Source organism: Segeticoccus rhizosphaerae (genome assembly GCF_005222685.1).
GTDB lineage: Bacteria > Actinomycetota > Actinomycetes > Actinomycetales > Dermatophilaceae > Segeticoccus > Segeticoccus rhizosphaerae.
The window spans coordinates 246,186-269,101 of the sequence record NZ_SWMA01000003.1 but is presented as its reverse complement, the minus strand read 5'-3'; the positions used below and the strand labels follow the sequence as shown (position 1 = coordinate 269,101).

The window sequence follows — 22,916 nt, the reverse complement described above, 5'->3', positions numbered from 1 at the left end:
GTGGCGGCGGCTTCCCCCGTGACTCGACAGGTTGCCGCTCACCGCTCGAGCGGGACGACGAGGCAGGGGCCGCCGGCGAAGAGGCCGCCGTCGATGCCGAGCGCGCGGCCGCCGGCATACGAGTAGGGCTCAGTCACCTCGTGCGGTGGGACGCCGGTCAGGACCGTGATCGGGCTGTGCCCGTGCACGATCCGGGTGCCGCCGAGCGCTCCGAGCAGCGCGTCGGCCTCCTGCTCGCCCTCCGGGCCGTTGAAGGCGAAACGGGTGGTCATCCTGGCCCAGCAGGTCCACCGCGCCGTCAGGTCGTCCTCGATGAGCGAAGCGCGGACGCCGGCGTTGATCTCCTCGAGCCCCGCGCCCCACTCGAGATAGGCGAGCGTGTCGGAGTGCAGCAAAAGGTCGTCGCCGTCGCGCACGACCGCCGGCAGCGCACGCAGCCAGTCCAGGTGCGCGGGCTGCAGCCGGTCCTGGTCCTGCGGCTGGCCGCCGTTGATCAGCCAGCTGTTGGCGAAGCTGGGCCGCTCGGCGACCCCACCGGCCACCGGCGCGTCCCGGAAGTCGCGCATCCCTAACGCGAGCACCTCGTGGTTGCCGAGCAGGCCACCGACGTGCCCACCCGCCTCCTGCGCCTGCGTCTGCAGCCGCATCACCGCCTCCACGACGCCGACCCCGTCGGGGCCCCGGTCGAAGAAGTCGCCGAGGCACCACAGGCTCGCCTGGCCGCCCGCCCAGTCCCCGTCGCCGTCCACCAGCCCGGCGGTGGCGAGCGCCGCCAGCATCTGGTCGCGGTGCCCGTGCACGTCACTGATCGCGTAGCGCGCGCTGCTGGTCGGCATGGCCCCACTCTGCCACCCCTGCTGGGGGCCCGCCTCAGCTCGCCAGGATCAGGGCGCCGCCGACGACGGCCGCGAGCGTGAGCGCACCGAAGAGGGACACCCACAAGGCAGCCGGTATGCCGGTCAGTCGCGCCAGCTGGTCGGCATCACTCCCGCGCTGCTGCCCGCGGCGGCGGCCGTGGTGCAGCTCCAGCACCGCGCGCGGCCCGGCCAGGAGCAGGAACGCGGTCAGGGCGTGGGCGAACGCCGACTGAACCTGCGGGGACAGCCACCAGGTGACCGCGAAGACCAGGCAGCCGCAGACGAGCACGGACCACAGGCCGTACCAGTTGCGGATCTTCAGCAGCAGCAGGCCGAGCAGCACGACCACGCCCCAGAGCAGCGCGGCGGCGTGACGGGTGTCGAGCACGAGCGCCGCCCCCAGGCCCAGCAGGCTCGGTCCCAGGTAGCCGGCCGCGAGGGTCGCGACCATGCCGGGACCGGTGGGCCGTCCACGCGAGACGGTCAGCCCGGAGGTGTCGGAGTGCAACCGGATCCCGGTCAGCCCGCGCCCCACCGCGGTCGCGACGAGCGCGTGCGCCCCCTCGTGGGCGATGGTGACCAGGTGTCTGGTGCGCTGCCAGGCCGGCGACCAGAGCACGCACACGGCCGCGCACAGGGCCGCGGCGAGGACCACGCCGGTCGCGGGCCTCGGCGCGCTGCTCGTGACCGATTCCCAGATCCCGTCCACATACCTCCCTCGTCAGTGCGTCCTCGCCCGATGACAGCGCACCGCGCGTGAGCACCCGCGCAACCGCCGACACCGGTGGTGACGCCGCACACCGAGCGCGACCCGGTTCCTGCCCTGAAGGCCGCGCCAGAACCTATCGGCGCGTCACCAGACCGCGCACGTAGGCAGCCTGGCCCACGTGCTCGAGGTCATCGCCCAGCACGCTGACCAGCCGGACACCGAGGGTCACGGGCGGGTCCCAGGCGTCGTCCACGACACGGTCGAGGTCGTCGTCACGAAGCTCCCCGAGGTAGGCCATGGTCTGTGCCGCCACGTCCGCGTAGTAACCCGTCAACAAGTCGGCCGAGTCGGGCCGCACGGCGGCGACCTCCTTCTCGCCGTGCCCGTAGCCGGTGGCCGAGGTGTCGAACGGCAGCTGGAAACGCTCCGCCCAACCGCGGCTGGTCCAGACCTGCTCGGCCCCGGCCACGTCGGCGACGTGGTCGTCCTGGACGCGGGTGAGGTGCCACACGAGCCAGGCGATCGAGTTGGCCCGCGGCTCCGGCGAGGCAGCGAGCTGGTTGCTGTCGAGATCCTCCACCGCGGCCTTGACGAGCGGCTCGATCCGGCCGAAGGCCTCCCTGAGCAGTGCGCTGGTGTCCATGCCTCCGGTATAGCAGGCGGGCGTGGCACTCGCCCTGCGCGCTACCGGGTGTTCTCAGGCCCGGCGGTCGTCACGTGGCCCTTCATCCGATCGCTCGTCGAACCGCTCGCTCGTCCGGTCGCGGCCTTGCTCGTCGAAACGCTCGCCGGTGCGGTCGTTGCCTTGCTCGTCGAATTGCTCGCCGGTCCTGCCGTCCGTTGGCTCGGCGTGCCTCTCGGCCGACCTGTCACCGGTGGACGAGTCGGTGTCGGGGTCGATCTCGTCGGCACGTCGCAGCTGCTCCTGGTGTTCGGTGCGGGCACCCTCTGCCCTGACCTGGTGCATCTTCGCCTCGCCCTCAGCCTGCTCTGCCTGGGCGCGCTTCTCGTCGGCTTCGGCCCGGGTGCGGCGAGCGCGTGCCTCTGCCTCGTCGGCCTCGGCGGCTCGCAGGTCGACCGCAGGCGCTTGCGCCGAAGCCCTGTCGCGCAGCTCCGTCGCCTCCACGCGCCGACCCTCGATCTGCCGCCGTCGGGAGACGGCTACCGCGATCGCGATGAGTATCAGCACGACCACGACGATGATGATGATCCAACCGTAGGTGGGCACGGCGTCTCCTAGTCCTCGTTGGTGCATCCGTTCTGACGTGCTCGTTGGTGCTCTGACAGTACGCCACGCAGGGGCCCTTCAGAGGGATGCGGCGAGGTCTCGCACCGCGAGGATGGTGTCGGCCTCGTCGGCGGACTTGTCGGAGCGGTAGCGCACGACCCGCGCAAACCGCAGCGCGAGGCCACCCGGATAGCGGGTCGAGCGTTGCAACCCGTCGAAGGCGATCTCCACGACCTGCTCGGGTCGCACGGTGACGACGTGTGCGGAGCGGGACTCCTCCAGCTCGAGGAACCGCTCGGTCTGCCATCGGAGGACCTCGTCGGTCATTCCCTTGAAGGTCTTGCCGAGCATGACGAAGCCACCGTCCGGGTCGCGCGCTCCGAGGTGGATGTTGGACAGCCAGCCCTGCCTGCGGCCACTGCCCCACTCGACCGCCAGCACAACGAGGTCGAGCGTGTGCCGGGGCTTGACCTTGACCCACGCCGCGCCGCGCCGGCCGGCCTCGTAGGGCGCGTCCAGGGCCTTGACCACGACTCCCTCCTGTCCGCTGGACACCGCGTCCTCGAAGAAGCCGGACGCGGCGTCCGCCTCGTCGGTCAGCGTGCGTGGCACGACGAAGGCCGAAGGCACCGTGGCGTCGAGCCGCTCGAGTCGATCGCGCAGAGGCAGGTCGATGAGGTCCTCCCCGTCCAGATGCAGGACGTCGAAGAAGAACGGGGTGACCGTGTCGCTCGCCGCGTCGTCGCCGGCCAGGCGTCGCGCCGTGCGGGAGGCGGTCTCCTGGAAGGGCTTCGGCCGACCGGTGGCGTCGAGGGTCATCGCCTCCCCGTCGAGGATGACGTGCCGCGCACCGAGTCTCGCAGTCACCGCCACCACGTCGGACAGCCGCTCGGTGACCTCCTCGAGGCTCCGGGTGAAGATCCGCACCTCGTCACCGCGCTTGTGGACCTGGATGCGGATGCCGTCGAGCTTGGTGTCGACGCAGACCCCGGCGCCGACCCCCTCGCCGCGGTGGCCCTCGTGCGCACCGGCCCCACCCCGGCCGTCGGTGACCTTGTCGAACGCGGACGCCACGTCAGGGGCGCTCGCGGCCAACATGGGCCGCACGGGTTGTCCCACGGTGAGGCTGAAGTCGGCCACCGCGTCCGGGCCACCGGTCAGCGCGGCCAGAGCCACCGGCCCGGTTGCCCCACGCAGCATGACCGCGCGCCGCACGCTGGCCAGTGGCACATCTGCTGCGAGGGCGACGGCCTCGACCATCGCCGCCTCCAGCGCGCCCTGCCGCACGTCCCCGGAGACGAGTCCCCGCAGGAACCGCTGCTCGTCGGCGCTCGCGGCGCCGAACAACGCCGCCACCGCCTCGGTGCGCGCCGCGGCGGAGCCCCGCCCGGCGAGTGCCGCGATGGCCTCGAACTGCGCGTCCACCCCCGCAACCGTCAGGGAGGGCTCGGCCGCCGGGGGTGGCAGCTGCGCGAGACCCGCCCAGCCGACGCCGGTGCGCCGCTGGCGCAGCTCGCCGGCGAGGTAGGCCACGACCACCTCGACGTTCTCCGGCTCGGTGCGGCGCAGCAACTCGGTGAGCGCATCACGTTTCGTCAACCGGGAGCGGGTGGCGGCGACTTCGCGGGAGACGGCCACGACCTCGGCGAGGAGCATGACCCCATCCTGCCCGCCGCCCCCGACACCCGGCGCCGCTGGCGCCGGTGCTCGTGTCACCGCGTCACCGAACGGTGCCGTGCGCAAGGGCCAGGAAGGCACCAAGGGCGGTAGGCAGGCGAAAGGCCGACGGCCACGGCCGCACGCTGTGGCACGATGACGCGCGTGAGCACCACCACGGACCGCCCCGCTCCACCGACCGGCACGCCGGCCCTGCCGCTCCTCGTCCTCGGCCACGGCACCGAGCTGGCCAGCGAGCGGGGTGTCGAGTGCCCGGGAGACCTCCCGGCACCGTCCGACCCGGCGCTGGTCGAGCGCGCCCGGGCGGCGAAAGCCGCACTCGGCGACCGGGTGTTCGTGCTCGGACACCACTACCAGCGCAGCGAGGTCATCGAGTTCGCCGACGTCACCGGTGACTCGTTCAAACTGGCCAAGGAGGCAGCGGCGCGGCCGGACGCGCCATACATCGTCTTCTGCGGCGTGCACTTCATGGCCGAGTCCGCTGACATCCTGACCAGTGACGAACAGGCCGTGATCCTTCCGGATCTGGCGGCCGGCTGCTCGATGGCCGACATGGCCGACATCGGCCAGGTGGAGGACGCCTGGGACGACCTGGTCGAGCTCGGCGTCGCCGACGACGTGGTGCCGGTGACCTACATGAACTCCTCGGCCGCGATCAAGGCCTTCACCGGCCGGCACGGCGGCACGGTCTGCACCTCCAGCAACGCCCGCACGGCGCTCACCTGGGCCTTCGACAAGGTCGGCGGCGTCGGCGGCAGCGGCAAGGTGCTCTTCCTGCCCGACCAGCACCTCGGCCGCAACACCGCCCTCGACCTCGGGCTCGCGCTCGAGGACTGTGTCGTCCTCGACCCGCACCGACCCATGGGTGGCCTGACCCCCGAGCAGGTCCGGTCGGCCCGGATCATCCTCTGGCGGGGCCACTGCTCGGTGCATGGGCGGTTCAGCGTCGACGCCGTCGAGACCGCGCGCCGGGAGATCCCGGACGTCAAGGTGATCGTGCACCCCGAGTGCCGCCATGAGGTGGTCGCGCTCGCCGACGAGGTCGGTTCCACCGAGAAGATCATCAAGACCATCTCGGCGGCGCCCGACGGCACGTCCTGGGTCGTCGGCACCGAGCTCAACCTCGTGCAGCGACTGGCCCGGCAGTTCCCGAAGCAGCGGATCGCCTTCCTGGAGAAGAACGTCTGCTACTGCTCGACGATGAACCGGATCGACCTGCCGCACCTCGTGTGGGCCCTCGAGTCGCTCGTCGCCGGCCGGGTGGTCAATCGGATCGAGGTCGACCCGGACGTCGCGCACTGGGCGCAGGTCGCGCTCGACCAGATGCTGGCCCTGCCCGGCGGGACCGCCAAGGACTGAGACCCGTCGGCGGCGCGCTGCTCGGCGACGCGGCGGGCCCGCTGGCCGCCCGGCCCGTTCTCAGCCACCGGACCGGGTCCGGGCGCACCACCGCCCCGGAGCAGAATTGGCCCATGAGCCTCGACGTCGACCGCATCCGTTCCGCCTTCCCTGCCGTCTCCGACGAGGTGGCGTACTTCGACGGGCCCGGGGGTTCGCAGACTCCCGAGGTCGTCGGCCGTGCGGTGGCGGACACGATGGTGGCGGGCCTGGCCAACCGTGGCTCGGTGACCGCTGCCGAACAGCGCGCGGAAGCGGTGGTCCTCGCGGCCCGAGCGGCCGTCGCGGACCTGCTCGGTGCCGATCCTCGTGGCGTCGTGTTCGGCCGTTCGGCCACCCAGCTGACGATGGACATGGCGCGCACCCTGGCCAAGCAGTGGTCCCCCGGCGACGAGGTCGTCGTCTCCCGGCTGGACCACGACGCCAACATCCGGCCCTGGGTCATCGCCGCCGAGGTAGCTGGTGCGGTGGTCCGGTGGGCCGAGTTCGACCCGGACACGGGCGAGCTGCCCGTCTCGGCGGTCACCGGGCTGCTCGGTGAACGCACGCGCGTCGTCGCGGTCACCGGCGCCTCCAACCTGATCGGCACCCGACCCGACACGGCGGCGATCGGGCTCGCCGCGCACGACGTGGGGGCCCTGCTCTACGTCGACGGAGTGCACCTCACTCCGCACGCACCCGTCGACGTCGCCGAGCTGGGAGCCGACTTCTACACCTGCTCGCCCTACAAGTTCTTCGGTCCTCACCACGGGGTGCTGGCGGCTGCTCCCGAGCTGCTCGAGACGCTGCGGCCGGACAAGCTCATGCCCTCCACCGAGGTCGTCCCCGAACGCTTCGAGCTGGGCACGCTGCCCTACGAGGTCCTCGCGGGGACGACCGCGACGGTGGACTTCATCGCGGACCTGGTCCCCGGTGACGGCGACCGGCGGACGCGGGTGCTCGCGTCGATGGCCGCGGTCGAACAGCACGAGGACGCCCTGCTGGCTCGGCTGCTGAAGGGGCTGGCCGACCAGCCGCAGATCACCGTGCACGGACGAGCGAGGCGCCGCACGCCGACCGTCCTGATGACACATGCAGACCGTCCCGGGGACGAGGTCTACGAGCGCCTCGCCGCCGACGGGATCAACGCCCCGGCAGACCACTTCTACGCGCTGGAGGCCTCCCGGCACCTGGGACTGGGCGACGAGGGTGGCATCCGGGTCGGTCTCGCGCCCTACACGACCGAGGCCGAGGTCGACCGTCTGCTGGAGCGGCTCGCCGCGCTTTGACGATCAGGCGCCGGCGAACATCCCCTCGGCGTCCAGGGTGGGGTTGTGCTCGGTCGGCACACGCTCGCCCTCCGGCGGCGGCCCGGGCGGGGTGCCGTCACCGAACGGCCTGCCGCCCAAGGCTTCCCGGCCGTGCGGTGTCGCCCAGTTGGACAGGTCCGGGCCGTCGGGCACCACACCGGTCGGGTTCACGTCACGGTGCACGACGTAGTAGTGCCGCTTGATCTGCGCGAAGTCGATGGTGTCGCCGAAACCCGGCGTCTGGAACAGGTCTCGCGCGTAGGCCCACAGCACCGGCATCTCCGAGAGCTTGCTCCGGTTGCACTTGAAGTGCCCGTGGTAGACGGGGTCGAAGCGGGCCAGCGTGGTGAAGAGGCGCACGTCGGCCTCGGTGACGGTGTCGCCCACCAGGTAGCGGCGGCCCTCGAGCCGTTCGGAGAGCCAGTCCAAGGCGGCGAACAGGCGGTGGTACGCCTCGTCATACGACTCCTGGGTGCCGGCGAAGCCCGCCTCGTAGACCGCGTTGTTGACGTCGCGGTAGACCCGCTCGGAGACCTCCTCGATCTCCTCGCGCAGCGCCTCGGGGTAGAGCTGCGGGGCGCCCTCGCGGTGGAAGGCGGTCCACTGTGCCGACAGGTCCACGGTGATCTGCTTGAAGTCGTTGGTGACGACCTGCCCGGTGGGGATGTCGACGATGGCCGGCACGGTGATGCCGCGCGGGTAGCCGGGTTGCCGCTTCTCGTAGGCGTCCTTGAGCCGCGGGATGCGCAACACCGGGTCGAGGCCGTCGGGGTCGAGGTCGAAGGTCCAGCTGTTCGCGTCGTGGGTCGGACCGGCGAGGCCCATCGAGAGCGCGCCCTCCAGCCCGAGCAGCCGTCGGACGATGATGGCCCGGTTGGCCCAGGGGCAGGCCCGCGCCGCGACGAGCCGGTAGCGGCCCGCCTCGACCGGCCAGCCGCTGTTGCCGTCGCTGGTGATCCGGTCGTCGAGGTAACGCGTGTCCCGCTGGAAGCTCTCCTCGACGTATGCCGTGCTGGTGTCCTTGGCCATACCCCGAACCTACGTCATCGGCCGAGGCGGTCGAGCAGCACGGCCTCGGCCAGGCAGACCCGCTCGAACTCCCCGAGGTGCAGGCTCTCGTTGGCACCGTGCGCCCGGGTGTCGGGGTCCTCGACGCCGGTCACCAGGATCGCGGCGTCCGGGAACCTCTCCGCGAACGCGGCCACGAACGGGATCGACCCGCCCACGCCGATGTCGACCGGCGGCACGCCCCAGGCGTCCTCGAAGGCGGCGCGTGCCTGGTCATAGATCGGGCCCTCCGCCTGCGCGGCGAAGCCCTCGCCCTCGTCGTCGAGCCGGACGTCCACGTGCACCCCCCACGGCGCATGCTCGCGCAGGTGTCGCTCGAGTGCCTCGTATGCCGTCCGCGGACTCTCGTCCGGAGCGATCCTCATCGAGATCTTGGCCCGGGCCGACGGCACCAGGGTGTTGGAGGAGGTGTCGACCGAGGGTGCGTCCAGCCCGATCACGGTCAGCGACGGCTTGGTCCACATCCGTGAGAGCAACGAGTCGGTACCGATCGTCTGGACGCCCTCGAGCAGGCCGGCGTCGCGCCGCAGCTGGTCCTCGGTCATCTCCAGCTCGGCGGCGTGGCCCGATCTCAGCCCGGCCACGGCGACGTTGCCCTCGTCGTCGTGCAGGCTGGCGAGCAGTCGCGTCAGCGCCATGATGCCGTCGGGCACCGCGCCGCCGAACATGCCGCTGTGGATGGAGTGGTCGAGCGCGCGCACCTCGACGACCACCCGCACCATGCCCCGCAGGGTGGTCGTGAGCGCCGGGGTGCCGATGTCCCAGTTGGTGGAGTCGGCCAGCACGATCGCGTCGGCGCGCAGCCGCTCGCCGTGCCGCTCGAGGATGGTGGCCAGGCTGTCCGACCCGACCTCCTCCTCGCCCTCGACGAAGATCGACACGCCCACGGGAAGGCCCCCGGCGTGAGCGCGCAGGGCCGCGACGTGCGCCATGATCCCGGCCTTGTCGTCGGCCGCGCCCCGGCCGTAGAGGCGGCCGCCGCGCTCGGTGGGTTCGAACGGCGGGCTGTCCCAGTCGGCGTCGTCCCCCGGCGGCTGCACGTCGTGGTGCGCGTAGAGCAGGATCGTCGGCGCGCCCTCGGGTCCGTCGAGGTGACCGATCACGGCCGGCCGGCCGCCCTCGCGGACGATCTCCACCACGAGCCCCTCTGACTCGAGCAGCTCGGCCACGGCGGAGGCGCTCTGGTCGACGAGACCCTGGTCGAACGAGTCGAGTGACACGCTGGGGATGCGGGTCAGCGCCTCGAGGTCCCGGCGCACGGTCGGCATCAGGCCACGCACGCGCCCGCGCAGGGTGCTCAGCCGCGCGGCGTCGTCGGTCAGGTCGGTCTTGCTCGCGTCGTCGGTCACGTTCGCGAGACTACTGCGGCGCGTCGTCGGGCGACGGCGGTGGGAGCGGCGGTGAGCACACGACATACAGTGTGCTTCGTGTTTGGACGCAAGAAGACTTCCGAGGCCGAGGCCGACAGCAACCCGGTCGAGCGGCCGGGGGCCAAGAACCGTCCGACGCCCAAGCGGCGCGCGCAGGAGGCTGCTCGCAAGCAGCCCCTCGTGCCGACCGACCGCAAGGCTGCCGGCAAGACCGACAAGGCCAAGGCGCGCGAGGAGCGGGTCAAGCGGCGCGAGGCGATGATGCGGGGCGACGAGCGCTACCTGCCCGCTCGCGACAAGGGTCCGATCAAGCGATTCATCCGCGACACCGTCGACTCCCGCTGGAACATCGGAGAGTTCCTGCTGCCGCTGATGGTGGTCGTGCTCGCGCTCGCCTTCGTCAGGAACGCGACCACGCAGTTCCTCGTGCTGGTCCTCGTCTACGGCATCGTCGTCATCGGGGTGGTCGACGCCTTCTTCCTCTGGCGCCGCATCAGGAAGCGGATCGAGGAGAGGTTCCATGAGGCGCCGCCCCGCGGTTCGATGATGTATGCCGTGATGCGCTCGTTCCAGATGCGCCGCTCGCGGATGCCCAAGCCCCAGGTCGAGCGCGGAGACAAGCCCCGCTGACGCGGCGGTCGACATGGACGCCACCAACGCCTTTGCCACGGGCAGCGGATCGTGGTTGTCGCGGCTCGGCAACCTGCGCAACGTGGTCCGGCAGGAGGTGGTGGCGCGCCAGCTGACCGCGCACCTGCCGATGCCGTCGGGCGCCAGCGCGATCGACGTGGGCTCGGGCCAGGGCACGCAGGCGATCCGGTTGGCGCGGGAGGGTTTCGAGGTCACCGCGGTCGAGCCGGAACCGCGGATGCGCGAGGCCTGTGCGGAGGCGCTCGAGGACGAGACTCCTGCGGTCCGCGCCCGGGTCGACCTCCGCGCGGGGGGCATCGGTGATCTCGCGGACGTGGCCGATCCGGGCGGCTACCAGGTGGTGCTGTGCCACGGGGTGTTGATGTACCTCGACTCCCCCGTCGTGGCGCTGACCGAGCTGGCCGGGCTCGTCGCGGCCGGCGGGACACTGTCGGTCCTCACCCGCAACGCCGAGGCGCTGGCCTGGCGCCCTGCCGCGCGGCACGACTGGCGCGGGGCCCTCGAGCTGCTGGACGAGGTCGATCGTGCAGACCGGGAGCACCGTTCACCGGTCTACCGCAACGAGATCGGGGTTGACGCCCGGGCCGACTGGCGTGAGGGGTTGGAGGACCTGTTGCGCTCGTCCGGGCTCGCCCTGGAGGCGTGGTACGGCGTGCGGATCGCGAGCGACAACGTGCCGGTCGAGGAGTCCTTTCCGCAGGACCCCGAGCAGGCGCGGGCCCTGCTCGACCTCGAGGAGCGGTTCGGGCGCACCGACCCCTACCGCAGGATGGGCACCTTGATGCACCTGGTCGCCCGGCGGCCGTGGCCGTCGACGACGACACTGCTCTGACCCTCGCACGCGGCCGCGCCGCTGGGGCGGGACACAATCCGCGGACCCGTGAACTCTGCACGCGGATCGGCCGCTCAGGCGGGCACAGTCCGCGGACCCGTGAACTCTGCATGGGTCCGCGCCGACCTAGTCAGCCAGCTCGCCGAAGGAGGCGGGCGCGCGGGTCAGGGCGTAGGTCGCGAAGTGCAGGCGGGACACCGCTCCCTGCTCGTCGCGGGTCACCTCGAGCAGCTCACCACGCTCGCGCCCCTCGACCGCACGGAAGCGACCGGTCCCATCAGCCTCGAACCGGGTCTCCGCCAGGGGCCCCGGCAGCGCGGGCAACCGGGACCACAGCTGGCCGTCCCGCACCTCCAGGACGATCTCCTCGCCCTCGGACCACCAGCTGCCGAGGATCCCGTCGAGGGCCGGCTGCGGACGTGACGGGGTCCACGGCGTGGCCGGAGTCGGTTCGGCGTCCAGGACGGCGGTGACCAGGTCGGTGGCCAACGCCACCGGATCGGCGCCGGCAGTGGTGTTGGCGAAGACGACCGCGCCCACCTTGTCCTTGCGGCGCACGCGGAGCCCGGTGACGTAGCCCGGCATGGCGCCGCCGTGGCCCGCCAGCACGCGATCACCGGCTCGCTGCAGGTCGTAGCCGAGTCCGTAGGCGCGCGACCAGCCCTCCAGGTCGGTCATGATCAGGGGCCGGCACATCTCGTCGACCGTGTCGCGGGACAGGACGTCCGGGTCCGGGTCGGCGACGAAGGCGGCATAGCGCGCCAGGTCGGCGACGGTGCTCCACAGGCCACCGAGCGGAGCCGTGGCCCTGAGCTCGAAGAGCGGCTCGCGCCTCGCGACCCGGCTGTGCGGGTGCACCGAGTAGCCGTGCGCGCGACGTGCGTCGTCGGGAGTCAGGCCGCTGTGCGCCATCCCGAGGGGTTGCAGGACGCGGCGTGTCACCGACTCCTGCCACGAGCAACCCTCGAGACGCTCGACGACCTGGCCGAGCAGGGCATACGCGAGGTTGGAGTAGTGGAACGCGAAGTGTGGTGGAAGCACCCGCTCGGCCTGCCCCAGCTCCCGCAGCAGGCGCTCCTCGTCCGGCGCGTCCAGGCTCTCCCAGATCCGGCCGACGGGTTCGCGCTGCAGCCCTGAGGCGTGGGCGAGCATCTGGCGGATCGTGATCGTCCCGTGCGCCGTCCCGGGCAGGTGCGTCGACAACGGGTCGTCGAGGCGCAGCTTGCCCTCGTCACGCAACGCCATGACCAGCACCGCGGTGAACGTCTTGGTCACCGACCCGATCAGGTACTGCGTGTCGTCGGTGGCAGGTTCGGGTTCGGGTTCCAGCCGGGCCGACCCGACGTGGGACGACCACACCAGCTCTCCGTCGCGGACCAGTCCGGCGCTCAGTCCCGGTGTGCGCCAGTCGCGCTGGGCGTTCGCGGCGAGCCGATCGAGCGTGCTGCGGGTGGCCTCCCCCAGGCCGCTCACTCGGCCGGCCGCAGGCTCATGGGCCCGTAGACCACCGTGCCGTCCTCATGGAGGGTCACCGACTCGACACCGGCGTCGGCGAGCGCACGCCATTCCTCACCGATCCAGCTCTCCGCGTCGCCCTGGGAGGGGAACGGGCCACCGCCCAGCTTCTCGCGGTCGGCGAGCTCCTTGCCCTCGGCGTCCTGGAAGGTCCACGTCCACGCAGTGCTCATGCGCTCAGCCTAGGGGGACGCTGCAACCAACTCGACGCGGATGACTGCGGCCCTCACGAGGCGTGGCGCCCGGGCCCGGCGGTGCTTCCGCCGGACTTGTCGGTCACCCCGGCGGAATCGAAGGTTGCGACCTCGCGCAACAGTCGAGCGGCGGACTGCACGAGCGGCACGGCCAGGGCGGCGCCGCTGCCCTCTCCGAGGCGCAGACCGAGGTCGACCAGCGGATCGAGCCCGAGGTGGGCCAAGGCGGCGCTGGCGCCGGGCTCGACCGAGCGGTGGCCCGCGATCCAGTAGCCGGCCGCGTCGGCGCAGAGGGCCTGCGCCACCAACGCGGCCGAGCACGCGATGACGCCGTCGAGCACGACCGGTGTCCGGTGCGCCGCGGCGGCCAGCAGGTAGCCCAGGAGGGCCGCGTGCTCGAGACCCCCGACCGCGGCGAGCACCCGCAGCGGGTCGGTGCCGACATCATCGGTGGCCAGCCCGTTCACGCGGATGGCACGGCCGACGACCTCGGTCTTGCGGGCGTGGGTGGCATCGTCGATGCCGGTGCCCCGGCCGGTCACGTCGGCGGCCGGCGCCCCGGTGAGGACGCTGGTCAGCGCAGCCGATGCCGTCGTGTTGGCGATCCCCATGTCACCCGTGACCAGCAGCCGGTGTCCTTGCGCCACCAGCGCACCGGCGACCTCGATGCCCACCTCGACCGCCGCGAGCGTCTGCTGCGGTGTCATGGCGGGACCTCGTGTCATGTCAGCAGTCCCCCGAGCGACCTTGCGCGCGAACAGATCCGGCGCGTCAGGCACCTCGCCGGCCACGCCCACGTCCACGACCACGACCCGGGCGCCGATCTGCCGGGCCAACGCGTTGACCACGGCACCTCCGGCCAGGAAGTTGCCCACCATCTGCAGCGTGACCTCCTGCGGCCACGGCGTCACGCCCTGGGCATGCACTCCGTGGTCGCCCGCGAAGACGGCGATGGCGACCGGCTCGGGCAGCGGTGGTGGGCACTCGTCATACATCCCGGCCAGCCGGCTGCCCAGGGTCTCGAGTGCCCCCATCGAGCCGGGTGGCTTGGTGAGCAACCCCTGTCGTTCTTCGGCGGCCCGCGCCGCCTGCGCCGAGACCGGGACGATCGCGGTGAGGGTGGTGTCGAGCAGCGACGGGCGGTTCTCTGTCAGGGGCACGCGGCCATCATGCCCCAGGGCGAGCCATCGGCAGGGCCGTCACCACCGCTGGGGAGTTGTGACGGGGTGATCGCCCCATCGTGCCTCCCCGAAATCGGCGCCGGGGCGTGGTGGCGGGGATAGCGTGCACGCCATGAGCGATGACGCGTTGCCCACGCCCCTGCCCGCCCTCGACGAGTCGTGGACCCGGGCGCTGTGCGTCGTGGCGCACCCGGACGACCTCGAGTACGGCACCGCGGCCGCGGTGGACAAGTGGATCCGTCAGGGCAAACAGGTGACCTACCTGCTGGCGACCCGGGGCGAGGCGGGAATCGACGGGATGCCACCGACGCAGTCCGGCCCGTTGCGTGAGCAGGAGGAGCGCGACGGTGCGGCGGCCGTGGGGGTCGACGTCGTCGAGTTCCTCGACCACCGTGACGGCGTGGTCGAGTACGGCCTCCCGTTGCGCCGCGACATCGCGAGGGCCGTGCGGACCCACCGGCCGGATGTGGTCTTCTCGGTCACCCATCGGGAGGCGTTCGATGGGGGCTTCGCCAACCAGGCCGACCACCGGGCAGTCGGGCTCGCCGCGCTCGATGGTGCCCGGGACGCCGGCAACCGCTGGATCTTTCCCGAGCTGGTCGACGAGGGGCACGAACCGTGGCCGGGCGTGCACCACGTCTGCTTCGCCGGCTCGCCGGTGCCGACGCACGGTGTGGACGTGAGCGGCCACCTCGAGGCGGCGGTCGCCTCCCTGGCCGCGCACCGCGAGTACCTCGCGGGCCTGGCGGCCGACTATCCCGCGCCCGAGGAGCTGCTCGACGGCATGCTGTCCGCCGGCGGCAAGACCCTGGCCGTGCGGCACGGTCTCCTCTTCGAGGTCTTCTCCGTGTGAGACTCGGGGGCATGCGTTCCGAGCTGCAGACCTACCGGACCGGCGACAGCGACATGGTGCTCGACCTCACCGACGACTGCGCGTCGTTCGTGAGCCGTGAGGGCGACGGACTCCTGCACGTCTTCGTGCCGCACGCCACCGCGGGGATCGCGATCCTCGAGACGGGCGCCGGCAGCGACGACGACCTCCTGGCGGCCCTGCGCGACCTGCTGCCGGCCGACGACCGCTGGCGGCACCAGCACGGCACGCCGGGGCACGGCCGCTCGCACGTCATGCCGGCCCTCATCCCGCCGTATGCCACCGTGCCCGTCGAGGGTGGCCGGCTCGCTCTCGGCACGTGGCAGAGCATCTGCCTGGTTGACCTCAACGTCGACAACGAGGAACGCCGGGTCCGGCTGTCGTTCCTGGCCGGCTGACCGGGCAGTCAGCCGCGCCCCACGCCGAAGCGTTCGAGCCGCGCGTCCGCGAACCCGAGCTCCGACCAGGCCCCTGCGTAGCTGAGGACCGCGATCCCACTGGTGGGAAACCCCTCGGACATGTGCTCGTGGGCGATCGTCGACCCCTTGCCGTCCGCGAGCAGGCTGGCGAGCGAAGGGAGTCCGGGAGCATGGCCCACCAGCAGGACGACATTCGCGTCCTCCGGCGCGTCGTGAAGCACCTCGAGCAACGCCTCGGGACTGGCGTTGTAGATCCGACGGTCGTGCCGCACCTCGGCCTCCGAGCACCCCGCAGTGGCCACCGCGTCGCACGTCATCGTGGTGCGGACCGCCGGTGAGCACAGCACCTCGTCGGCGCCGTAGCCGTGCTCGGCGATCCACCGGCCGGCCGCCTTGGCGTCCCGCACCCCGCAGTCGGTCAGCTTCCGCTCGGCATCCACCCCGCTGCCCTGCTCGGCCTTCGCGTGGCGCAGGAGGATGAGCGTCCGGTCGTGGCTGGCGCGCGTCATACCTCGAGCATGCCGCGACCGGGCAGCTTTGTCATGCCTCGGCGGTCGGCTCGTCAGCCCTCCAGGCCGATCAGGCGCGACAGCGCGTCGGTGTCGAGGTGCTCCTCGACCGCGTCGGCGAGCCGGTCGAGCATCGCCTCCCGCCGCTGTGCGAAACCCGGAGCGTCGGCCAGCGGACGCCACCGCAGACCGGCCTGTCGCCCGACGGCCCGGAGGAACGCGCGGCGGAAGGCGTCGTTCTCCAGCGTGCCGTGCCAGGTCGTCCCCCAGACGCTGCCGACCCGCCACCCGTCCAGGAACCGTTCGCGCGAATCCCCCACGGTGTCCGGTACTGCGGCTGACGGGTGGAGCCGCGTTGTCCCGTGGTGGATCTCGTATGCCGTCACGGCCGTCCCGCGCCACTCCCCCCGTGGCGCCCCCAACTTCTTGACCGCTTCGAACCGCACCGTCGTCGGCAGGAGGCCCAGGCCGGGCACGCTTCCGCCCGAAGGTGATTCGACACCGTCTGGATCCTCGATCGTCCGGGCGAGCATCTGGTAGCCGCCGCAGATACCCAGCACCGGACGGCCCTCCGCGGCCCGCCGAGCCAACGCCCGGTCGAGGCCGCGCGACCGGAGCCAGGACAGGTCGGACACCGTGGCGCGCGAGCCCGGCAGGACCACCAGGTCGGCCCGGGCCACCGCGTCGGGGTCCGCCACCACCCGGACGTCGACGCCGGGCTCGGCGGCCAGCGCGTCGACGTCGGTCGTGTTGGAGACCCTCGGGAACCGCACCACGACAACGGTCATCGTCGGGCCGGGCCGTGTCGCGGCGGCAGCCGGCTCGGATGCGCCCTCGGAGTCGGCGCCGGACCACCCCGCCACGGCGAGCGAGTCCTCACCGTCCAGCCACACGTCATACAGGAACGGCAGGACACCGAGCACGGGGCGTGAGGTGCGTTCCTCGAGCATCGACAGACCGGGCCGGAGCAGGTCGAGGTCGCCACGGAACTTGTTCACGATCCATCCGCGGACGTGGGCCCGGTCCGCCGGGTCGAGCAGGCCGAGCGTGCCGTACATCGCGGCCAGGACGCCCCCTCGGTCGATGTCGCCCACGACCACGACGGGCAGGTCGGCCGAACGGGCCAGGCCGAGGTTGACGTAGTCGCCCTCGCGCAGGTTGACCTCGGCCGGGCTGCCGGCCCCCTCGGCGATGACGACGTCGTAGCGGCCCGCCAGGTCGCGGTAGGCCTCGAACGAGCGCTCCGCGAGAACGCGCCGGTTCGTCGCCCACTCCCCCGCCTCGAGCTCGCCGTGGGGCCGGCCCATCAGCACCACGTGCGAGCGCAGGTCGGAGCCCGGCTTCAACAGCACCGGATTCATCGCCGCCTCCGGGGTCGCCCGGGCGGCCACCGCCTGCAGCCACTGGGCCCGACCGATCTCCGAACCGTCCGGGCAGACCATCGAGTTGTTGGACATGTTCTGACTCTTGAAGGGAGCGACACGCACCCCCTCCCGCGCCAGCCACCGGCACAGCCCCGCGGTCACCAGGCTCTTGCCCGCGTCCGAGGTCGTCCCGGCGACCAGCAGTCCTCCGCCGCCACGACCCACGCGTGCCTCCTCCTCGAGACGCCTTTGACACCCCGCCGACCACGTGGGACGGTTCGATCACCGAAAGCCTGTGATCAGGGGAAGCCGGTCGAAGTCCGGCGCTGACCCGCAACCGTAGGCCGTGTCCCGTGGTGTGACCACCCGGGGCCGGCAAGCCGGAGCACCTGCCACTGGCCCTCGGCTCCAACATCAGATCCGTCGTGGAACGCGGACCGGAGTCAGAGATTCGGGCGGGCCCCAGGGTCCCGTCCCGCGCCTCACTCACCGGCCGTGAGGAGGAATGCACATGTCAGTTGCCACCACTGCCGCCCCCGTCCGGAAGGCCCGGGCAGGCCACCCGTTCGTGATCCTGCTCGTCGCAGCCGCGCTCGCGGCGCTGTTCACCATGCTGCTCGCGCCGGCCGGCCCGGCCCACGCCGCGGCCTACCGCTACTGGGGCTACTACCAGCTCAAGGACGGGGCATGGGCCTTCGCCAGCAAGGGGCCCGCCGAGCTCACCCCCAAGGACGGCTCTGTCGACGGCTGGCGCTTCGCCGTCACCGGCGCGAGCAAGGACGTCCGCGACCCGCGGGCGACTCCGAGCTTCGGAGAGATCTGCGGTGACACCGCAGCCGTCGACGGCAAGAAGCGCGTGGGTGTCGTGATCGACTACGGGCGGCCTGCCGACGGTTCGGCCGGCGCCAAGCCTCCTGCCGCCGTGGCCGAGTGCGCGCAGGTCGACGAAGCGGCCCACGGTGACGAGGTGCTGGCTTCGGTCGCCGACGTCCGCGCGCAGAAGGGCCTGGTGTGCGCCATCAACGCCTATCCCGCCCAAGGCTGCGGCGAGGAGGTCAAGGACGTGTCTGCCGCGGCCAAGAAGCCCGACACGCCTGTCCAGCTCACGGTCGCCGGCAAGGCGGCGAGCACACCCGCGCCGTCCACCGACGCCACGTCCACGGCGACGTCGACCGCCGCGTCAACCGCCGGAGCGGTGCCGAGCAGCAGCCCCAGCAGCGACAACGCATCCGTCCAGGCCAGCGCGTCCCAGGACCGGTCCGACGAGGGCTCCGGCACGGGGACCGGCACGTGGGTCGGTGTCGGGGTCGTCATCCTGGCAGTGCTCGCCGTGGGCGCCGTCGCGCTGCGCCGCCGCCAGCAGCCCTGAGGCGACGATCCCGTGCTGTCCGCTGCCGACCGGCCCACCCTCGCGCGACTGCTCCACCCTGTCGCGTGGTGGGTCTGGGCCGTCGGCCTGGCCGCGGCCGCGTCACGCACCACCAACCCGTTCCTGCTGCTGCTGGTCATCGCGGTCGCGGCCTGGACGGTGTTGGAGCGCCGGGAGATCGGCGGTTCGAACGCGTTCGCGGTCTTCCTCGCGATCGGCCTGCTCGCCATCGTGCTGCGGCTGGCCATGGTGGCGGTGCTGGGCGGTGGGGTGACCGGCCGTGTGGTGCTCGTCCGGCTCCCGGAGGTGCCGCTGCCCGACTGGGCCGCCGGCGTGCGGATCGGCGGCCCCGTCACCGCGGAGGGGCTGCTGTCCGCTGCCTACGAGGGCCTGCGGCTCGCCGCGATCCTGGCGTGCCTCGGCGCCGCCAACGCGCTCGCGAGCCCGCGCCGGCTGCTGCGCTACGTGCCCGCCACCCTGTATGACGTGGGCACGGCGGTCGTGGTGGGCCTCACCTACGCGCCGCAGATGGTCGAGGACGCGGGCCGCGTGCGGGCCGCGAGACGCCTTCGAGGACACTCCGGTCGGGGGCTGCGCGAGCTCGCGCACCTCGCCGTGCCGGTGCTCGAGGGAGCCCTCGAACGCTCGCTCGACCTCGCCGCGTCGATGGAGTCGCGCGGCTACGGCCGCTCCGTGCACCGCACCGCCCGGTCGAGGCGCGCGGGAAGTCTGCTCACGATGGTCGGCCTGCTGGGTGTGGTGGCCGGTCTCTACGGCCTGCTCGACGGGTCGACCCCTGCCTTGCTCGGGCTACCGCTGCTGGTTGTCGGCGTGCTGCTGGCCGGGGCCGCGCTGCTGGTGGGCGCACGGCGGGACCGCCGGTCCGCCTACCGGCGCGACCCGTGGGGGCTGCCCGAGTGGGTCGTGGTGGTCACGGGCGTGGTGCCCGCCGTCGTCCTGGTCGTCGGCAGCCAGCAGGCGTGGGAGGGACTCGTCCCGGTCCAGGTGCCGCTGACCTTCCCCGCGCTCCCGATCCTCGCCGTGGCGGCGGTCCTCGTCGCAGCCCTCGCGTCGGTCCTCGCGCCCCTGCCGCCCCAGCGTGCGGCACTCGACGCGGCGCGTGCGGCGAGGCCGGCTGTCCCCTCCGACACAATGGTGCCCTCATGATCGAGTTCCGCGACGTCAGCGTGCGTTTCGAGGGTCGGCTCCAGCCGGCCATCGACGGTGCGACCTTCGTGGTCCCGGAGGGCGAGCTCGTCCTCGTCGTCGGGCCCACGGGCAGCGGCAAGACCACCCTGCTGCGTTGCGTCAACGGTTTGGTCCCGCACTTCACCGGCGGCGCACTCGCCGGTCACGTCGTGGTGGGTGGACGGGACACGCGCGACCACCGGCCGCGCGACCTCGCCGACCTGGTGGGCGTCGTCGGGCAGGACCCGGCAGCGGCCTTCGTCACCGACACGGTGGAGGAGGAGCTCGCCTACGGCATGGAGACCATGGGGCTCGACGCGGCCAGCATGCGCCGCCGGGTGGAGGAAACGCTCGACGTTCTCGGGCTCGCCGACGTCCGTCACCGCAACCTGCGGGACCTGTCGGGCGGGCAGCAGCAGCGGGTCGCCATCGGGGCGGTGTTTGCCGCTGGGCCGCGCGTCCTCGTCCTCGACGAGCCCACCTCCGCACTGGATCCCGTTGCCGCAGAAGAGGTCCTGGCCGCCCTCCACCGACTGGTCTACGACCTCGGGGTCACCGTGGTCCTCGCCGAGCACCGACTCGAACGCGTGATCCACCATGCTGACCAGGTCCTGCTCGTCCGCGACGGGCGGGTCTCTCCGTTGCTGGCGCCGGCGGACGCCATGACCGCATCGACGATCTTCCCACCGGTCATCGGGCTCGGCCGGCTGGCGCGCTGGACACCTCTGCCGCTGTCGGTTCGCGACGCGCGACGCCAGGCGTCCTCGCTGCGCGAGCGACTCGCGGACGCCAGACCCGCGCCGGTGACCGCAGCACCGACCAGGAAGGCCGACCCGCCGTCTGCGACGAGTGCGCGTCGGCGGCCGGGTGCGAACGGCGGACCTCCCGCCGAGTCCAAGGATCTCGTCGTGCGGCGCGGGCTGGTCACTGCGCTGCGTGGCCTCTCGCTGACGCTCGAGCCCGGCTCCGTGACGGCGTTGATGGGCCGCAACGGCGCGGGCAAGTCCACCCTGCTCGGTGCCCTGTCCGGGCAGCTCCAGCCGACCGGCGGCCGGGTGACGGTGAGCGGCCTGGTGCCGCACGAGACCCCGCCACGCGAGTTGGTGCGTCGCGTCGGCATGGTGCCGCAGGACGCCGGAGTGCTGCTCTACGCGGATTCGGTCGCCGCCGAGTGCCGCAGCGCCGACCGGGATTTCGGCGTTCCCGTCGGCACCACGGCGGCGCTGCTGGCCACGATCGGCGGCCCGATCGACACCGGCACCCACCCTCGCGACCTGTCCGAGGGCCAGCGACTCTCCCTGGCGCTCGCCATCATCCTGGCCGGCGAGCCCGGCCTGCTGCTGCTGGACGAGCCGACCCGCGGGCTGGACTACCAGGCCAAGTCCAGGCTGGTGCGCCTCCTGCGCGACCTCGCCTCGCGCGGGCACACCGTCCTGATGGCCACGCACGACGTCGAGATGGCGGCCGAGGTGTCCGACCGGGTGGTGATCCTCGCGGAGGGCGACGTGGTGGCCGACGGGCGCACGCACGACATCCTGGCGGGCTCACCGGCCTTCGCACCGCAGGTCGCCAAGATCGTCCACCCGCTGCCGTTCCTGACCGTGGCCGAGGTGGAGGCCGCGTTGGAGGCCGCGTCGTGAGCGGCGACGACGGCGTGAGGACCCGAGCGAGGCACGAGCGAGGCCCGGAGCGCCGAGGAGCGCGAACATCGGGCGTGAGCGGCGACGACGGCGTGAGGACACGAGCGAGGCACGAGCGAGGCCCGGAGCGCCGAGGAGCGCGAACATTCGACATGACCTTGGGCGCAGCGACGGCCCGGCGGCTCGAGCCGATCCGGCTGCACTGGCCGAGCACGGTGTCGCTCGGACTGGTCAGCGGTGTCGGCATCATGGCGTTCGGCTGGCCCTTCCTCGTCTCGCCCGACTCCGGGCTCGCCCACGGCCAGGACGCGCCCTGGCTGTTCGGCGTGCTCCTCGGACTGCTCGCCCTGGTCGTCCTCGCCGAGATCGCCACCGGCGGACTGGACGCGAAGACGATCGCGGTGCTCGGCGTGCTCGCCGCGACGGGAGGCGCACTACGTGTCCTGAGTGCCGGCACCGCCGGCCTCGAACCGGTCTTCTTCCTGCTGGTGCTCGCCGGCCGGGTCCTCGGCAAGGGCATGGGGTTCGTGCTCGGGGTGCTGGCCATCATCACCGGCGCGTTCCTCACCGGCGGGGTGGGCCCGTGGGCACCGTTCCAGATGATCGCGGCCGGGTGGGTGGGCCTGGGGGCTGCGTTGCTGCCCCGCGCCTCGGGGCGGGTCGAGCTGGGCCTGCTCGCGGCATACAGCCTGGTGGTCGGCCTCCTCTACGGCGCGGTGATGAACCTCTGGTTCTGGCCCTTCATGGGTCCGACGGCTCCCCCGGGCGCCGGGTTCGTGCCGGGCGACGGCGTGCTCGACAACCTCCACCACTACGTCGTCTTCTACGTCGCCACCTCGTTGGGCTGGGACGTGCCGCGATCGATCCTGACCGCTGCGCTGGTGCTGGTGGCAGGTCGCCCGATCCTCGGTACGCTCCGACGTGCAGTCCGACGCGCATCCTTCGACGCGAACGTCGGCTTCACGGAGTCGTCCAAGGAGTCGTTCAAGGAGTCACGGTGACCACCACGCTCGTCCTCGGCGGGGCCCGCAGCGGCAAGAGCCGGCACGCCGAGAGCCTGTTGACCGGGCAGTCCGGCGTCCACTACCTCGCCCCCGGTCCGCTGCCAAACCGTGAGGTCGACCCCGAGTGGGCCGATCGTGTTGCCGCACATCGAGACCGGCGCCCGGCCGGTTGGCGCACCGTCGAGACGACCAACCTGAGCGGAGCGATCATCGCGGCGCGCGGTCCGGTCCTCGTGGACTGCCTCTCCACCTGGGTCGCCTCGTTGATCGACGAAATCGGCGCCTGGGACGACCCGGCGCGCGCCACCAAGCACCTCGAGTCGCGCACCGCCGAGTTCCTGGTCGCGTGGACCTCGGTGCCCTACGACCTGGTCGCGGTGTCCAACGAGGTCGGTATGGCGGTCGTGCCCGCCACCGCCTCGGGTCGCCTGTTCCGCGACGGGCTGGGCCGGGTCAACGCCGCGGTCAGCGCCGCCAGCGATCAGGTCCACCTCGTCATCGCGGGGCGCGTGATGGACCTCTCGTCGCTGCCGGTGGTCGCGGACGTCTCCGGGTTCGCGGATGCCTGACCCGCGCCGGCCGC

General features: G+C 72.4%; 23 protein-coding genes and 1 riboswitch. Of the genes, 11 read left to right on the top strand and 12 right to left on the bottom strand.

Features of this window, described 5'->3' with window-relative positions; all coding sequences use genetic code 11:
* Window positions 1-38: 38 nt before the first annotated feature.
* From FCN22_RS04110 to FCN22_RS04090, 5 genes are all read right to left on the bottom strand, one after another.
* A complete protein-coding gene (locus FCN22_RS04110; protein WP_137120242.1) occupies window positions 39-836 on the bottom strand; it encodes a metallophosphoesterase in 798 nt (265 codons plus the stop codon).
* 34 nt (window positions 837-870) lie between these two features.
* Window positions 871-1,566: a M50 family metallopeptidase gene (locus FCN22_RS04105; protein WP_137120241.1), complete on the bottom strand. Its 696-nt coding sequence runs from the start codon at window positions 1,564-1,566 to the stop codon at window positions 871-873.
* Window positions 1,567-1,699: 133 nt separating this feature from the next.
* Complete coding sequence (locus FCN22_RS04100; protein WP_137120240.1) at window positions 1,700-2,209, bottom strand: mycothiol transferase; 510 nt, start codon at window positions 2,207-2,209, stop codon at window positions 1,700-1,702.
* Between the two features lie 54 nt (window positions 2,210-2,263).
* Window positions 2,264-2,794 carry a hypothetical protein gene (locus FCN22_RS04095; RefSeq protein ID WP_137120239.1) on the bottom strand — a complete coding sequence of 177 codons (531 nt, stop codon included), beginning with the start codon at window positions 2,792-2,794 and terminating at the stop codon, window positions 2,264-2,266.
* Between the two features lie 78 nt (window positions 2,795-2,872).
* Entirely contained in the window at window positions 2,873-4,450 is a 1,578-nt protein-coding gene (locus FCN22_RS04090) for an ATP-dependent DNA ligase (RefSeq protein WP_137120238.1), read from the bottom strand.
* A 156-nt stretch (window positions 4,451-4,606) separates the two neighbouring features.
* Between FCN22_RS04090 and nadA the strand changes: the two genes are divergently transcribed.
* Window positions 4,607-5,830, top strand: coding sequence for a quinolinate synthase NadA (gene nadA / locus FCN22_RS04085; RefSeq protein WP_137120237.1), 1,224 nt, complete (start codon window positions 4,607-4,609; stop codon window positions 5,828-5,830).
* A 113-nt stretch (window positions 5,831-5,943) separates the two neighbouring features.
* Window positions 5,944-7,137: a cysteine desulfurase-like protein gene (locus FCN22_RS04080; protein ID WP_137120236.1), complete on the top strand. Its 1,194-nt coding sequence runs from the start codon at window positions 5,944-5,946 to the stop codon at window positions 7,135-7,137.
* Between the two features lie 3 nt (window positions 7,138-7,140).
* Here FCN22_RS04080 and FCN22_RS04075 read toward each other — a convergent pair whose 3' ends face one another.
* Together FCN22_RS04075 and FCN22_RS04070 are read right to left on the bottom strand one after the other, a co-directional pair.
* On the bottom strand, window positions 7,141-8,187 hold the full coding sequence (locus FCN22_RS04075) for a glutathione S-transferase family protein (RefSeq protein WP_137120235.1): 1,047 nt from the start codon (window positions 8,185-8,187) through the stop codon (window positions 7,141-7,143).
* 14 nt (window positions 8,188-8,201) lie between these two features.
* Window positions 8,202-9,548, bottom strand: a complete 1,347-nt coding sequence (locus tag FCN22_RS04070; protein ID WP_373681277.1) for a dipeptidase — start codon at window positions 9,546-9,548, stop codon at window positions 8,202-8,204.
* A 105-nt stretch (window positions 9,549-9,653) separates the two neighbouring features.
* On the opposite strand from FCN22_RS04070, the gene FCN22_RS04065 reads away from it, so the two are divergent.
* Both FCN22_RS04065 and FCN22_RS04060 read left to right on the top strand, forming a co-directional pair.
* A complete protein-coding gene (locus FCN22_RS04065) occupies window positions 9,654-10,226 on the top strand; it encodes a DUF3043 domain-containing protein (protein WP_137120233.1) in 573 nt (190 codons plus the stop codon).
* Window positions 10,227-10,239: 13 nt separating this feature from the next.
* Complete coding sequence (locus tag FCN22_RS04060) at window positions 10,240-11,079, top strand: methyltransferase domain-containing protein (RefSeq protein ID WP_137120232.1); 840 nt, start codon at window positions 10,240-10,242, stop codon at window positions 11,077-11,079.
* 126 nt (window positions 11,080-11,205) lie between these two features.
* Here the strand turns inward: FCN22_RS04060 and FCN22_RS04055 are convergent, their stop codons facing one another.
* From FCN22_RS04055 to cobT, 3 genes are read right to left on the bottom strand one after another with little or no spacing between them, the layout of a single operon-like run.
* Window positions 11,206-12,552 (bottom strand): serine hydrolase domain-containing protein, encoded by a 1,347-nt coding sequence (locus FCN22_RS04055; protein WP_137120231.1) that lies wholly within the window; start codon window positions 12,550-12,552, stop codon window positions 11,206-11,208.
* Entirely contained in the window at window positions 12,549-12,767 is a 219-nt protein-coding gene (locus FCN22_RS04050) for a hypothetical protein (protein ID WP_137120230.1), read from the bottom strand. The genes FCN22_RS04055 and FCN22_RS04050 overlap by 4 nt, the downstream gene beginning before the upstream one ends.
* Before the next feature lie 53 nt (window positions 12,768-12,820).
* The gene (cobT, locus tag FCN22_RS04045) at window positions 12,821-13,948 is read right to left on the bottom strand and encodes a nicotinate-nucleotide--dimethylbenzimidazole phosphoribosyltransferase (protein WP_238384499.1); all 1,128 of its coding nucleotides are present in this window, start codon (window positions 13,946-13,948) and stop codon (window positions 12,821-12,823) included.
* Between the two features lie 133 nt (window positions 13,949-14,081).
* Between cobT and FCN22_RS04040 the strand changes: the two genes are divergently transcribed.
* Together FCN22_RS04040 and FCN22_RS04035 are read left to right on the top strand one after the other, a co-directional pair.
* Window positions 14,082-14,822, top strand: coding sequence for a PIG-L deacetylase family protein (locus tag FCN22_RS04040; protein ID WP_137120228.1), 741 nt, complete (start codon window positions 14,082-14,084; stop codon window positions 14,820-14,822).
* 11 nt (window positions 14,823-14,833) lie between these two features.
* Window positions 14,834-15,238, top strand: a complete 405-nt coding sequence (locus FCN22_RS04035) for a secondary thiamine-phosphate synthase enzyme YjbQ (RefSeq protein ID WP_137120227.1) — start codon at window positions 14,834-14,836, stop codon at window positions 15,236-15,238.
* 8 nt (window positions 15,239-15,246) lie between these two features.
* Here the strand turns inward: FCN22_RS04035 and FCN22_RS04030 are convergent, their stop codons facing one another.
* A complete protein-coding gene (locus FCN22_RS04030) occupies window positions 15,247-15,768 on the bottom strand; it encodes a SixA phosphatase family protein (RefSeq protein ID WP_137120226.1) in 522 nt (173 codons plus the stop codon).
* A gap of 53 nt (window positions 15,769-15,821) precedes the next feature.
* A complete protein-coding gene (locus FCN22_RS04025; protein WP_137120225.1) occupies window positions 15,822-17,357 on the bottom strand; it encodes a cobyric acid synthase in 1,536 nt (511 codons plus the stop codon).
* Window positions 17,358-17,411: 54 nt separating this feature from the next.
* Window positions 17,412-17,543, top strand: a riboswitch (cobalamin riboswitch).
* Window positions 17,544-17,643: 100 nt separating this feature from the next.
* Between FCN22_RS04025 and FCN22_RS04020 the strand changes: the two genes are divergently transcribed.
* The 5 genes from FCN22_RS04020 to FCN22_RS04000 all read left to right on the top strand — a co-directional run bounded on the left by FCN22_RS04020 (window position 17,644) and on the right by FCN22_RS04000 (window position 22,902).
* Complete coding sequence (locus FCN22_RS04020) at window positions 17,644-18,501, top strand: SCO2322 family protein (protein WP_238384498.1); 858 nt, start codon at window positions 17,644-17,646, stop codon at window positions 18,499-18,501.
* 12 nt (window positions 18,502-18,513) lie between these two features.
* Entirely contained in the window at window positions 18,514-19,668 is a 1,155-nt protein-coding gene (locus tag FCN22_RS04015; protein WP_137120224.1) for an energy-coupling factor transporter transmembrane component T, read from the top strand.
* Window positions 19,665-21,329 carry an ABC transporter ATP-binding protein gene (locus FCN22_RS04010; RefSeq protein WP_137120223.1) on the top strand — a complete coding sequence of 555 codons (1,665 nt, stop codon included), beginning with the start codon at window positions 19,665-19,667 and terminating at the stop codon, window positions 21,327-21,329. The genes FCN22_RS04015 and FCN22_RS04010 overlap by 4 nt, the downstream gene beginning before the upstream one ends.
* A gap of 152 nt (window positions 21,330-21,481) precedes the next feature.
* Window positions 21,482-22,330 (top strand): ECF transporter S component family protein, encoded by an 849-nt coding sequence (locus tag FCN22_RS04005; protein ID WP_137120291.1) that lies wholly within the window; start codon window positions 21,482-21,484, stop codon window positions 22,328-22,330.
* Window positions 22,327-22,902: a bifunctional adenosylcobinamide kinase/adenosylcobinamide-phosphate guanylyltransferase gene (locus FCN22_RS04000; protein WP_162308127.1), complete on the top strand. Its 576-nt coding sequence runs from the start codon at window positions 22,327-22,329 to the stop codon at window positions 22,900-22,902. The genes FCN22_RS04005 and FCN22_RS04000 overlap by 4 nt, the downstream gene beginning before the upstream one ends.
* Window positions 22,903-22,916: the final 14 nt, after the last annotated feature.

Coding starts and splice junctions, on each gene's coding strand:
- FCN22_RS04040 (WP_137120228.1), top strand. CDS start 14,082: ATGAGCGATGACGCGTTGCCCACGCCCCTGCCCGCCCTCGACGAGTCG.
- FCN22_RS04100 (WP_137120240.1), bottom strand. CDS start 2,209: ATGGACACCAGCGCACTGCTCAGGGAGGCCTTCGGCCGGATCGAGCCG.
- FCN22_RS04090 (WP_137120238.1), bottom strand. CDS start 4,450: ATGCTCCTCGCCGAGGTCGTGGCCGTCTCCCGCGAAGTCGCCGCCACC.
- FCN22_RS04035 (WP_137120227.1), top strand. CDS start 14,834: ATGCGTTCCGAGCTGCAGACCTACCGGACCGGCGACAGCGACATGGTG.
- FCN22_RS04020 (WP_238384498.1), top strand. CDS start 17,644: ATGTCAGTTGCCACCACTGCCGCCCCCGTCCGGAAGGCCCGGGCAGGC.
- FCN22_RS04075 (WP_137120235.1), bottom strand. CDS start 8,187: ATGGCCAAGGACACCAGCACGGCATACGTCGAGGAGAGCTTCCAGCGG.
- nadA (WP_137120237.1), top strand. CDS start 4,607: ATGACGCGCGTGAGCACCACCACGGACCGCCCCGCTCCACCGACCGGC.
- FCN22_RS04110 (WP_137120242.1), bottom strand. CDS start 836: ATGCCGACCAGCAGCGCGCGCTACGCGATCAGTGACGTGCACGGGCAC.
- FCN22_RS04030 (WP_137120226.1), bottom strand. CDS start 15,768: ATGACGCGCGCCAGCCACGACCGGACGCTCATCCTCCTGCGCCACGCG.
- FCN22_RS04050 (WP_137120230.1), bottom strand. CDS start 12,767: ATGAGCACTGCGTGGACGTGGACCTTCCAGGACGCCGAGGGCAAGGAG.
- FCN22_RS04010 (WP_137120223.1), top strand. CDS start 19,665: ATGATCGAGTTCCGCGACGTCAGCGTGCGTTTCGAGGGTCGGCTCCAG.
- FCN22_RS04080 (WP_137120236.1), top strand. CDS start 5,944: ATGAGCCTCGACGTCGACCGCATCCGTTCCGCCTTCCCTGCCGTCTCC.
- FCN22_RS04060 (WP_137120232.1), top strand. CDS start 10,240: ATGGACGCCACCAACGCCTTTGCCACGGGCAGCGGATCGTGGTTGTCG.
- FCN22_RS04005 (WP_137120291.1), top strand. CDS start 21,482: ATGACCTTGGGCGCAGCGACGGCCCGGCGGCTCGAGCCGATCCGGCTG.